6 protein-coding genes and 3 pseudogenes are annotated in these 12,854 nt (G+C 53.4%); 4 read left to right on the top strand and 5 right to left on the bottom strand.

Translation table 11 applies throughout. The features are described 5' to 3' along the window. Positions 1-742 precede the first annotated feature (742 nt). From tzs to NCHU2750_RS28860, 3 genes are all read left to right on the top strand, one after another. On the top strand, positions 743-1,474 hold the full coding sequence (gene tzs, locus NCHU2750_RS28870; RefSeq protein ID WP_010974913.1) for a (dimethylallyl)adenosine tRNA methylthiotransferase: 732 nt from the start codon (positions 743-745) through the stop codon (positions 1,472-1,474). 439 nt (positions 1,475-1,913) lie between these two features. Beyond that, positions 1,914-2,156: a hypothetical protein gene (locus tag NCHU2750_RS30755; RefSeq protein ID WP_045023278.1), complete on the top strand. Its 243-nt coding sequence runs from the start codon at positions 1,914-1,916 to the stop codon at positions 2,154-2,156. 462 nt (positions 2,157-2,618) lie between these two features. Continuing rightward, positions 2,619-3,329 (top strand): hypothetical protein, encoded by a 711-nt coding sequence (locus tag NCHU2750_RS28860; protein WP_045023280.1) that lies wholly within the window; start codon positions 2,619-2,621, stop codon positions 3,327-3,329. Positions 3,330-4,494: 1,165 nt separating this feature from the next. Here the strand turns inward: NCHU2750_RS28860 and NCHU2750_RS28850 are convergent. After that, a pseudogene (locus tag NCHU2750_RS28850) lies at positions 4,495-4,671 on the bottom strand (transposase); the annotation flags it as partial. A 454-nt stretch (positions 4,672-5,125) separates the two neighbouring features. Between NCHU2750_RS28850 and NCHU2750_RS28840 the strand changes: the two are divergent. Beyond that, positions 5,126-5,877: pseudogene (locus NCHU2750_RS28840) on the top strand (type II toxin-antitoxin system HipA family toxin); the annotation flags it as partial. Positions 5,878-5,974: 97 nt separating this feature from the next. On the opposite strand, the gene NCHU2750_RS28835 reads toward NCHU2750_RS28840, so the two are convergent. The 4 genes and pseudogenes from NCHU2750_RS28835 to NCHU2750_RS28805 all read right to left on the bottom strand — a co-directional run bounded on the left by NCHU2750_RS28835 (position 5,975) and on the right by NCHU2750_RS28805 (position 12,854). Continuing rightward, entirely contained in the window at positions 5,975-6,409 is a 435-nt protein-coding gene (locus NCHU2750_RS28835; RefSeq protein ID WP_010891509.1) for a VirK family protein, read from the bottom strand. Positions 6,410-8,958: 2,549 nt separating this feature from the next. Continuing rightward, positions 8,959-10,067: pseudogene (locus tag NCHU2750_RS28815) on the bottom strand (IS110 family RNA-guided transposase). 275 nt (positions 10,068-10,342) lie between these two features. Beyond that, positions 10,343-11,518: a cytochrome P450 gene (locus NCHU2750_RS28810; protein ID WP_010974909.1), complete on the bottom strand. Its 1,176-nt coding sequence runs from the start codon at positions 11,516-11,518 to the stop codon at positions 10,343-10,345. Positions 11,519-11,594: 76 nt separating this feature from the next. Next, complete coding sequence (locus NCHU2750_RS28805) at positions 11,595-12,854, bottom strand: cytochrome P450 (protein WP_010974908.1); 1,260 nt, start codon at positions 12,852-12,854, stop codon at positions 11,595-11,597.

Raw genomic sequence — 12,854 nt, 5'->3', positions numbered from 1 at the left:
TCGACTCAGTGTGTTTCAAATGAAACACAGCCTCGGCATTCCAATGGATGTTTCCGGTTGCCGAGGTGTTCTTTGACTCCGCGCGGTGGCTGGTAGGATCGATATGGTCGGGATGTCGCCGTTTGCACCGAGAAAAATGAAATCGTCGACATTAACAATATGGCTGATCATGCGTCGACAGGGCAAGTTGCTATGCTATGCGCAGCGAGAACTGCCGTGGCGGCTGCCGCGGACACTAGCGGATATTAGGTCTGTGTTCGTACCACCTTAGAGGCTGTCGGCTTCGAAACGAAGCCAGGACGTCAGCGCATATGAGACCCAACCGGCTTTTTCGTGTGCATATCCGTTAAATATTCTTCAGCGGCATTTTTCGTTTCAGTGACCAAGCAAAGCTGCAACACGAACTGTCAGGTGCTGACGGAGCATACCGCGCGGCCGATGTGGCTTCCCTACTCAAATCGCCTATCCGCTTTTCGACGTTGCGTTAACGGGGTCCGCTGCATTCACCATAAGCAGGTGTCGGGGCCAAACTCCTCAATTGTTCAGGAGGACAACGGGATGGAAACTCTCATGGCCGAATGAGCCGGCAACGTCAAAAATGTACGATTACAAATGTAGCGCGATATTAGTTCAGCAGATTGCGTAAAGCTGGTAAAAATCATGCAGTAAAACATCATAATCCGAATTGAAAAATCTGGTTTGGAACAGATGGGATATCCCATTAAATTTATATGAGGCGCACATGTTACTCCATCTCATCTACGGACCGACTTGCAGCGGCAAAACGGACATGGCGATCCAAATCGCACAAGAAACCGGGTGGCCGGTGGTTGCCCTTGATCGTGTGCAATGCTGTCCTCAAATCGCGACAGGTAGCGGAAGACCTTTGGAATCGGAATTGCAATCAACGCGGAGAATATATTTGGATTCCCGCCCCCTCACCGAGGGCATCCTTGACGCTGAGAGTGCCCATCGTCGACTCATATTCGAAGTGGATTGGCGGAAGTCCGAAGAGGGTCTTATTCTCGAGGGCGGGTCGATTTCGCTTCTCAATTGCATGGCTAAAAGTCCGTTTTGGAGATCGGGTTTTCAATGGCATGTCAAGCGGCTACGTCTTGGGGATTCGGACGCCTTTCTCACCCGAGCCAAGCAACGCGTTGCGGAAATGTTTGCCATCCGGGAAGATCGCCCCTCGTTGTTGGAGGAGTTGGCGGAACTCTGGAACTACCCTGCCGCTCGACCGATTTTGGAAGATATCGACGGATATCGCTGCGCAATTCGTTTTGCGCGCAAACACGATCTCGCAATCAGCCAGTTGCCAAATATTGATGCAGGGCGGCACGTAGAGCTCATAGAGGCCATAGCTAATGAATATCTTGAACATGCGCTCTCGCAGGAGCGCGATTTTCCTCAGTGGCCAGAAGATGGCGCAGGACAGCCTGTTTGCCCGGTCACGCTGACGCGAATTCGGTGATTCGCCGCTTCATCATTTGACCTGCGCGTTGGATGGCCATCGGCGGCGCAGCATCGGTCGGCGTCACCTCCAAGCGCGACATGCGGCGCGCCAAAGCTATTCGCACATCTTATTTGAATAAGTGATTTCTTTCGAAGCACCTCGGCCGGCGCTCGGTCCTCGAGGGATTTGGCCGCTTCCGAGTTCCAGCAGTTGCAGATTTCGATTAGCCGGCGTCGGTCAGGCTTCAAAGTCGACTTCCATCAAAGTCATTTTGGTTACACGTCGACATTGCATCTCAGCAAGACGAGTGGCTGTGCCGACTGATATCGACCGATTGCCATTACGTACAGCAGGCTTATTCGGTTACATTTGAAACCAATCTTTGGTCTCCTGTAATCATTATACTGCTGATGGACTGCACATATCGTCGGTAAGCTTACATAAGGAGTACGATGACATGGGGCACCAAAAGAAATCAGATAAGCGCCTGGGCTACTCGCATCTGCGATTGGCAACTATCGACGGCGTATCCCTGCCTGATCTACAACTATCGCCCGACCGGCAGCAGCGCCCGACTTCGACGAAGAGGTCCTTTTTCGAGCAACTGCTCTTGGATTTTGCGTTCGGTTGCGAACTATTTTATCCGATCCAGCTATACGAGCATCTTGCAACGCGCGAGGGGGAAGACCAAGAGCGCTGACTCGCAAGTGAGAATAACGATTCGATAGATTTGGGAGAAATCCAACCAGCCGCCGCGCTCCTGGTTTGAAACCCAAGTCCATTGGATTTCCAAGTGCCATGATGAAAATTGTCGCCACGCTGGACGAAAACCAACGTGGTATCTCACTCGTCAACACCTGCAAATTCCAACTATAGGTCGGCGAGTGGACGGAGGATATCATGGACAACATCGATGTGACGCAAGCAAAGAACGGCTCGGGCACCTAGGCTTCAACAGGTGCGAACCTGCGCGGCAGGAACATCAAAAGATGGTAAGAAAGTCAATCGGGAACCTGACCGGTATACGGTGCGCCCAAGGCGCAGGCCAGATCTTGCTGCCGGTATCATATATGCTGACAACGCGCGCTCGCCTCCCAAAATCAACGCAATTTGACCGCAGGGTTCGCCCATCAAATTTGCTCCACAAAGGATTTCATTCTCCGTGTCATTATGCCCTTCGAAATGCTTTCGAATCGCCGCACTTGCAGCGGCCTCCATCGTGCTGGGCACCCAGATCGCAATTGCGCAAGAACCGTCTATAGGGTCTCAGTGGTTGAACACGCCGGCATCTCAAGTGGAAGCGCTTGCGGTTCTCCAGACCTTGAATGCCAATCTCCTGAGTAACGCCAGTGCTACGTTGACCCTTGACCGCTGGTGCGCCGGGCACAAGCTCGCACCGGAAGGTTCCAAGATCCTAGCTCAGCGTGTGCGCGGGCAAGCCAAGCCGGCCGATGATCATATCCGTGAACTACTGACCGTCGGACCCGACGAGCCGATCGCTTATCGCCGCGTTCGCCTAGTCTGCGGCGACCGCGTCTTGTCCGAGGCCGACAATTGGTATGTGCCGGCAAGATTAACGGCCGAGATGAATCAGGCATTGAATACCAGCGATATCGCGTTTGGCAGAGCCGTTCTGGCTCTCAATTTCACACGCACCAATCTATCTGCCAAGTTACTCTGGTCTCCTCTATCAGAAGGCTGGGACATGGACGGCTTGATTGCGTCTGGAAGGGGATCTCCTACCCTGCCGCCATTCCTGCTCGAACATCGTGCTGTGCTGAAACTTCCTGACGGCACGCCGTTTAGTACCTTGGTAGAAAGTTACACAAGCAAAGTATTAGACTTTCCGGTTCCACGCTCGCTTGCTCAGTAGTGTTTTGCGACGGCTACCGGATTCACTGCTCGAAAGAGAACGGATCGATACGAGTCATCCAGATCGCTTTTCAAGCTCAGGAGCTCGCTATAAAGGCGTGCTGCACAGGATCGGTTCGTCGTAACCGTGTTGAACAGCTGGCTGAAAACATCTTTGAGCGGGGCTGGCCATTCTGCCGCGCTCGCCCCTCGCATCATTCATGAACGGGCTGTCTTGGACGGCTGGCACTCATGTTCCCACGATACGTCAATAGGTCCCCAGTCGGATTGCAGAAACTGTTCGCGCCGCTATCGGCCAGCGGCTCCATCTCCTTACAAGAAACGCGAACGCAATTAGCAACGAAGAGGAACCCTATTTTTACAATGGCAGGTTGGTGCATCTGATATTGTTTGATCTAAAGCTAGATGAGGTCGGTTGTGCGTCGCGGACCGGTGCCTTCGCTGAAAGCAGCAAGGTGTGGAACTGGTGCTGCGTGATCTTAGAGCAATAGCGTTACCCGGCATGCAGCGGACGACGCGCTGCGCCTTAACTGCTTGTTTTTCTTCCCGTCCTAGAAATGCGGAGGCAACACGGATAGTTGTGGTTATCGGGAAAAACGATCAGGTTCAAAAACCTTTATGGAATGGGCGATTAATCGGGCCGAGGAGATTGTGTCGGCCAGGGACTGGATTTGCTGCGCTCGACATCCGAAGGTCATCGATGGAGCACCGATTATTGTACCATGCGCCTGACTATTGCGATTATTGAAGCGCTGATCGAAGCTCGCAATTTTGAGCAGGCGCCGTTCGAAAACGTTCAAAAGAACTGATGGCCAGCCGCCAAGCGCAGCTTGTGCTCTATTTAGCCAAACTAATTGAGGGTCGGGGGATCTATTGAATATTAGCCCTGTCACCAAAGGTTAAGTTGGTGACAGGGCGTATCGCTGACACGGGGTGGCGATAGTGTCAACGACCAGGGCAAAATGCCAATACCCCAAAAGAAGTCCGATGAACATCCGCTCTGATCGCAAGATTCATGCGAAATATGCGACCTGCTATCCAAGAAACCTTGGCGTCCGGATCATGAGTACAACCTTGGCGACATTTTTTGCGCATTTAAACCGGACGTTCGGTGCTCAAGCGCTTAGCTTCCTCGGTCCGAAGCGCATTGGGCCGGTCAGTACTCACTTGCCTATCCATTTCCAAAGGAGGTTGGCATTGACCCCATGTTCGAGCGCAAGTCTCGATACCGATGCCCCCGGCTCAAGGCAGGCTGCGACAAGCCGCTCCTTCGATACCGGATCAAAACGACGTCGCCCGTTCCGGCCTATAAGCCTCACACGCAGTTTCTGATCATCTTCCATGATTTGGCGTCCACCTCATTTTAGGTGGACACCAAATGCCTCAGCTCATTCAACGGAAAAAGGTGCGGGGTATTGCGCGCTTACCCTAAACCGCACCCGCACTTGGCGACTTGCGAGCTGAAAAATTCGTGAGATTATCTGCCGTTTCCAATGGATTGCCGAATGGCAAGTGCGTCGCGAATTCGGCGAGCAATTCAGGCGGAAAATGAGTTTTTCGTTCGGCATTGCATCCAACGCCGAGAGAGCCTTGTGGGATGCCAGTCTGCTGCTTTTCTCCCTTCGTAGATCAGCCTCCAATATGGCTCCGGCTCTACCACTTGGGCCTGGTCGGCCGAACCGCTTTCACGATACATTTGAGATTGCACCCTCGTCGAGGCAGGGATTCGTTGAAGGATGCGGAAAGAAACCTCATGAATTGAGCTTTCATTGCTATCACCCGCAATTATGCCGCTAAGATGAAGGCCTGCAGCTCATCTTTGCCCCAGGCTCCTCCCTTGGCGATGCCTGCCCGAAGGCCTCGGTCATCGACCAACATGGTCGACTCTCAATCGCGAAATTCCCGAAGGAGACCAACGACTACAGCATGGAGAGCTGGGAAGAGATCGCGCTGCGGCTGGCCGGCCAGGCAGGTATCGCCACTCCTCGGCACGAGTTGATCGACCTCGCCGGCAAGGCCGTCATGTTGTCGCGACGCTTCGATCGCGAAGGGGCGATCCGCACCCCGTTCCTGTCGACGATGGCGACGATGGGCGGCGAGCGCGGCAGCTCTCCGGAGATCGTCGATGCCCTTGCTAAACACGGCGCCCAAGGTAAGACGGACGCCCATGTCCTCTATCGGCGTGTCGTCTTCCATGTGCTGATTTCCAATGTCGACGATCACCTGCGCAATCACGGTTTCCTGTGACTGGGAAAGGCGGACTGGTCGCTCTCGCCGGCATACGACCTCAAACCCGTTCCGACCGATCTGAAGGCTCGGGAGCTGACGGCGAACATCCATCTCGACGAGGGCACCTGCTCGCTCGATCTGCTGGAAGCCGCGTCGGAGTTTTTCGCGCTCTCACGCTGCCGCAGGCCCGCGCGATAATCAAAGAGGTCGCGACCATGACCGCAACCTGGCGCGATACCGCCAAGGCGATCGGCGCCCGCTCAGCCAAGATCAATCGCATGGCCAGCGCCTTTATTTTAAAACGAGCGCTTGCGCTATGACGAGTACCTTTTTCATAACTCGAACCACCACCTGCAAATTGCCTCGCCGGGCAGATTAAGCCAACTCTGATTGGCGTCACACAGGAGTCAGAGATCACTATGGAGCGAAGAAACTCAACCCGTGACTGATCGCGCACTTGTAGGCCAAGCTGGTACCTTTTCTCTCGTAGCTTGGCATGTTGAATACGACCATAGTCAGTTCGGCGTCACCGTCCAACCGGATTTGGTAGCGAAGAAACTGAAGAATAGGCTTACCGTCACGATCAATCGTAAAGTGCTGATCCGCAAAAGCGAGGGTGCCGTCAGAAGTGATTCTATACCCATCTATGCGAATGCCTCCGCGCGTCTTCGTCGGCGGTGTATCGTCGGTCCCCGGAGTACACAAACTTAAATCGACCATAACGTCCACTGGCTTGCCGGTAGTCAGTGCAAGCGCAATCTCGGGAAAGGTTGCTAGTACATGACTATCATTGGCAGCGTTTGCAGCCGTAGCCAAAAGTATCCCAAACAGGGTCGGTAGCATAAGTTTCATAGGTGATCCTATTTAGATTGACTAAAAGAAGGTAAGCCATTCCGATACTATGGAATTGCTGTTACGTTGAGCTTTGAGATGAGGAGTCAGTCGCCTAGCAAGCCCTGCCTTGCAGTCGCCCCGTCTGCTTGATGAGAAGCAATCTCTCAGCGCGGACGATGATTCCACTAGGATGGCGTTTTCGGCATCTCCATGTTTCTGTTTGGTATGAAGTGTTGAGGGCGGCGGATTCCCCTGAAGCTCCGAGCGCCATGAGGTGATCCACGCGCTCATTCGCACGCGCTCCGGTGCTTCGAGACATTGCAGTTCACGGACAGCAAAACGCAACCCCGGAGGCGGGCCGCGCCGTTGCACTATCGCCACTTTGAGAATTTTCAGGCCCCGTATTCGCCTGTTTATTTCCGCGCATGGACAAGGCTCCGAAACCGTCCTCTTTTCCAAAGGCTGCACTCAGGGAAGATCGGCTCAATTGATATCCCTTTGCATTTTTTAGTTCAGTGCAGTCGACGTTGCATCACCGTGTTGCACCAGATCGCAACCAGAGGGGTGGGGCCGGATAGGTAATGCTTTCTAACCTAGGCGTTTTAGGCCGCAGCGTGAAACCGGAAAAACCGCTGCGTCTACCATCCCTATCACGTCCGGTTGACACGGCCCCTACAGACGAACGTAGGGTCGGACGTTTTCAGAAGGATTTCAGAAACGCCGGCGAAAGCTTCATTTGAAACAAATGGGGCCGTACATTCGAGACCTGATGTCCCTTCAGAATTTGTGAGGGAAGTGATACGGGATCAAACAGCATTCGCGTCATGGGGCGGTTCAACTAAAGACGTCCCCAAAAGTCCCGTCAGCGGCAAGACGATGCGATGTGTCAACTTACAACAGCGCGGTGGATCCAGGAAATTATCGCGATAGTCCAGAGCGACTTCTGTCACGTGAAGAAGCGTCTAGCTCGGCTCGCGTACGGTTGTAGACCTCATTGATATTTTTCTCAAAGCTTTCGTTCGTCGTTAGGAGTCCCACTGCATTTGGACCGCCTCTTGCTAACGACGCACTATATCTCTCAATTGTCTCAATTACTGTGTCTACAGCTCTGACCTCAGGCCCCGCCGCGTCCCTATATCGTCTAGGATTTGCGTCCATGGTTTTTTGAACCTCGAAATCGGCTATGGCTCGGCCAAACAGGGGAGACAGTCGCGGACGGCTGCTCCTCTCTTGTTGTATGCGAGCCAGTTGATCCGCATTTAGGTACTTTTCGCCTTGGACCAGCACGTCGACCGCAGGGCATTTCTGGCCCATATTCCAGGTCAAAGGGGGTTCTAGCCGCAAAATTTCGATAGAGCGTTCGATAAGTCGCGTCTTGTTTGCTTCACCAAGATCATTCAAGTGTTTTATGACACTAAGAATTGCGTCGCACTGAGCAGATTCAGGCAAATTGAGTATATTGGTGACAAATCTCGATTTTCCCGCTTCAGACTGGAACTTAAGAATTGGGCCAACGGCTCGCGTTCTGGCCGTCGGAGAGGGTCGGTTCGTCTCCCACTCAGGTAATTGATTTCCGGGAATGACCGTATCGAACACGGTTTTGGCGGAGGCGCCAATTCGTTTCATTCGCGCGTGATATTTTCCGACGGGATCACTTGTAACGGCTTCACGACCTGCACGCCCTGTACGTTCCAGGCTTCCAAGATTTCGTGCCGTTTCTACCGGGTCCTGGGTAGGAATATAAGTTGCCACCTTAGCCAAAAGCTCGGGAGGCATATCCCTATTTGTCGATGTAGAATGGACTTCCGTACGGGACGCTTCGGATTCATCACTTAAGCTTCGTTGGCTGGGCTCCATCGTGCATGCTCCTTCTTTCTCTCAATCGGTCGGAACCTACTGTGATAAAGAGAGAGCCTCAATTTTTATTGTATTACTTTTGCAATTAACAACCTGTGATTCAATTGACCTGGTGAAAATGCACGATGTTGAAGTAGTCATTTTCCGAAACCAAAGCTGGAGTAGTGTCTTAGCGCCGTAGATGGTCACCCTCACGTTTAAGCGCCAAGCGATTCCGATTGCCACAGGCGGAATGATATAAGAAAATAGCTTATGGTCGATCTTATAGAGTAATATTAATCAGACTATAGCATGATTTTTCTCCTAACGCACATGCTGCAGGCTGACTGATTATAAAGAGAATCTTTACATTTCGATTCTCGAATAAGATACCGAACCACGTCGAAACGGTCGCATTCCTGGGGGCAGAACAAGATTAGTGCGAAATCGTACGCTCTCATAAGCGATTTAGGTTTTCCGGGCGCATTTAAACTACCCCGTTTTCGCGAGGTCAGTCAATTGATGCAGCCTGTGCACGGTGCTGGAGATGGCGATCCGAACCGATGGTTATCATACTCTCATCCGCGGATTTTCACCGCCTGACCATATTCGATGCGGGCTTGCCTCTCTCTAAGGACGGATATCTATCCCAACGTAAGTCGAGGGTTCCCTGTTCTTTGGCCGTCATCTCCAGCATGCTGCACAGGCAGAAAGGTGCGGTACGTCTCGGGCTATGCTGGGATCGGCACGTGCCGGGCAATATCCCAGATAAAGCCAGCAAGTTCGCGCGCAATAGCGGTCAGAACACGAGGTTGTGGTTTCCCGGTTTTTGAAAGGTCCCGGTACCGCTTGCACAATCGCGTCTGCGCTTTCCAGCCAATATCTTTAATCTCTTGAGGCTGATGCTGACTGCGCTTCAAAAAAGGATGTCTTTCTCGAGGTGGGTGTCGATACGACAACTAGCTTCAACCATCATGGTTCGGGCCAGGGCATTACCTGTCTTTGTAATGCGCCCCCGTCTGACTGTCCTGCCGCTGGAATGCTCACTTGGCACCAGCCCCAACCAGGCCATGAGCTGGCGTGGATTGTCGAAGCGGTTGATGTCGCCGATCTCTGCGGCCAGTGTCGCAGCGATGATCGTGTTGACGCCGCGCAATGATCGCAGGGCATCGACCAGTGCATCAAAACGCCAATCCTTTACAGCATCTTTAATGGCCTGATCCAACGTGGCGATGCGCTCTTCGATCTGGCGGATGGTTCGCTTCAGTTCCTCAAAAGCCAGTTGCTGATGTGGAAAGCGGAATTTGCGCAGCTCATTGACCCAGCGCCAATGGATTTTGGTCCAGTAAGTAGGTCGATTGTAGCGAAGGCCATGCCGCAGCAGAAAGCTCTGGAGCTGCTGTTTTGCAATCTTCAGCGCATCCAGGGACTGTTTGCGGGTTCGGATCAGATCCCGCATAGCTTCCTGTTCTTCATCCGGTGTCCAGACCGGGGTCAATTCGCCTGCTCGCCACAGCCGCGCCAGCATTTCCGCATCGCGTCGATCGGTTTTGATCCGGTCGCCTGCACGACGAGGGATCATGGCCGGAGAGACGACAGCACAATCAAATCCAAGCTTCGTGAGCAAGCGATGCAGACCGTATCCGCATGGGCCTGCTTCATAGCAGAAGATGGGTTGGGTGTTTGCGGCAACAAGCCGCTTGGTGAGACCTAGAACACTATCTGCAGTATTTTCAATCACACCGTGAAATCGGATCTCTCGATTCCGACCGTCGTCAGCAATGGCGACAGCTATCGTGTCAGCATGAACGTCGAGGCCTACATAAACTATTTTCTCCATGGCTTTTCCCTTCGAAACCAATATTGGCTCAGCAAGGAAAACCTAGCGGCTTTACCGCCAAAAATCGCTCATCTGGTCTAACCGAATTCGTGCATATTTCCCGTAGTTTGCGGCCTGTGCTGAATAAGAAGTTTTAGGGTGAAATGCTATTTAAGACTCAGTTTTGGGAACGGATATCCATCTCGATCATCACTTTCCCGGCCAAACGTACGATTTCGCACTAATCTTGTTCTGATCCCTTTCTACGGCTTAATGCCAAGCGACAGTGGTTACGATTATATAAGCGTAACCGGTAGACTAATCGGTCCGCGGAAGCCGAAGCCGCGCCATTGCACCGCGTCCGGGTTAGTCAGCGTCATGTTCGGAAAACGTTCAAACAGCGTAGGCAACATGATCGCCCCGACGGTTTGACGCGAGATTTGCGCACCGGCACAGTGATGCGGCCCCGAGCCGAAGGACTGGTGCGCATTATTCTGGCGGAAGACATTGAAGCGCTCTCCGTCGTCAAAGACATCTTCATCACGATTGGCAGAGGCTTGGATGGTCATCACGGTATCGCCCTTCGGGACAAGAAAACCGCGAATTTCCGTGTCCTCCAGGACGAGGCGCGAACTCGCCTGGATCGGAGCAACCCAGCGCACGCCCTCCTCGAAGACTTGCCCCCAGCACTGCTGCCTCTTAACCTCCTCGAACTGCTCCGGATTGGTCAGCAATCCATAGATGATCGTGCCAAGAGCGTCGCGAGGCTCGTTGATGCCTCCGCCGACGGCGATTTTGATGTTGGCGTAAATCTGGCTCATGGGTATGGGATCAGACGCGGTCACCATGATCGCGAAAGCCGAGGGGTTCGGTTCCGCCCGGTGCTTTTCGACCAAGTTGTCGAAGAGCCGGTTCATCTCCGCATTGGCTTCGTTTGCCCGCTCGAAAGGCTCAGGCCGCCATCCGAAGTTGCCCGCCCCTTCAATTAGCCGCTGCGACCAACGTATCATTTCTGCGTCGGATGCTTCGCTAATTCCAAGGATATGAGCCAGGATACGGGCAGCCACCGGGCCGCAGATCTCCGCGAACAGATCTACTGTGCTGCCGCGGGATAGGCGATCAAGATACTCGTTTACAATGTCCCGATAGATCGCCGCCCAATGCTCCGCGGTCGTTTTGGGAGCAAAGGCCTTAGCCATGGCCATTCTTTCGCGGGCGTGTTCCGCGCCGTCCTTGCGCATTAGAGTATGGGCCTGGAAGGCCGGCTTCATTGGCGTGTTGGGGTCATCCGAACTGAAGCGCCTGGGCTGATCCTTCACCATCTTCGTATCGGAGGCCTTGGTCAGAAACGTTCGCATCACTGAGGCGACCCGCACCACCGGGGTCTGCGCGCGCATTCGGCGATAAATCGGATAGGGATCAAGTGTAAGGTCGTCGATTGTGGTTACGCGATCCACTGGTGCCAATTGCATTGGGAGTTCTCCCGGTTCATTTAATCCTGGCTGTGATACTCAACGTCATCTCCGTCAACCGAACGGAACGGTGACCTCACCGATCGACGCCCAGATTGACTGTCATCCCCGTGGCGCGCCGTGCACCCCCGTGACCTATCATCCGTGGCCAGTCGCCTGTCACCCTAAGGCTCGGCGCGCGGCGCAGAAGTGTTCTAAGTCCTTCTTGCAATTCAATCCGCGCCAGAGCTTCGCCGAGGCACCGATGCACACCCGCGCCAAATCCGAGGTGCCTGCGCATTTGTTTGCGTTTTATGTCAAAAAGCTGAGGATGCTCGTAGTGTCTCTCGTCCCGCAGGCCGGACATGATGCTTAGGGCTAGGAAACTTCCCTTTGGCAATACGTACCCATCCAGATCAATATCTTCGAGCGCCAACCGCGGGAAAGACCCAACTGATGGCTCGAAGCGAAGCCCTTCCTCCACTGCGGCCGCGACGCCGGATTGATCGTGGCATAGAGAGGACCAGACAACAGGATTTTGCAGCAAAAGAGTCGGCAGCATCACCATCGCGTTACGAGTTGCATCGCTTCCGGCGAGTATGAGAAACACCAATTGCATGATCTCCTCGATGGGTGAAAGCGTTCCTTCTTCCCGCACCGCTTTCAAGTAGCAAGAGAGGAAGTCATCGCTTATACGTCGGCTGCGATCCGCTACCACTGCCCGGACATAATCCTGGAGCTCGACGGCAGAAGCCTCAATCTCCGGAAAATCGTCTTCTCCCCACGAAGGACTTAAGCAGCGCGAAACGTTGTAAACAAGTCGTGTGAAGAAAGGTGCATCCCCAAATGGCAAACCAAGTACACTGGCAATCGTTAGCGCAGGCAATTTCGACGCGTACATTTCAGCAAAGTCAAAATCGTCAACTCTCGGTACATCGTCCCACAAATGCTCCGTTAACTTCGTGATCTCCGGGCGTAGCGCGTCGATCATCCGGAATGCAAAGGTCTTCGCAAAGGCTGAGCGCCGTTTCACATGGACCTCGCCGTTTGAAAAGAGCATGCTGTAGCGGATTAAGTCGAAAACGGCGCCGCGGGTTACGCCTCGATTTAACATGAGTTCTGTTTCTATTTGCCTCGTACGAGGATCGGTGCCCAGCAGAAAGATATCATCCGCGCGGAGAACCAAAAAGACGCCGTCCTCCCTCCGAAGGAACGGGCGCTTAGGTCGCCATTCAGCAAAAATTTCATGGCCTTCAGAATCAAGCCTGCTTACAGGAACAGCATCAGGATCGAGCTCTTTTGGCTGCGTGGCGTTTTGAAACTGCTGGTCGGTCCCAGAAATGCTGCTCGTGATCAT

The sequence above is a fragment of the Neorhizobium sp. NCHU2750 genome, assembly GCF_003597675.1.
Classification (GTDB): domain Bacteria; phylum Pseudomonadota; class Alphaproteobacteria; order Rhizobiales; family Rhizobiaceae; genus Neorhizobium.
The sequence above is the reverse complement of the archived record's forward strand: the minus strand, read 5'-3'. Positions and strand labels throughout refer to the sequence as shown.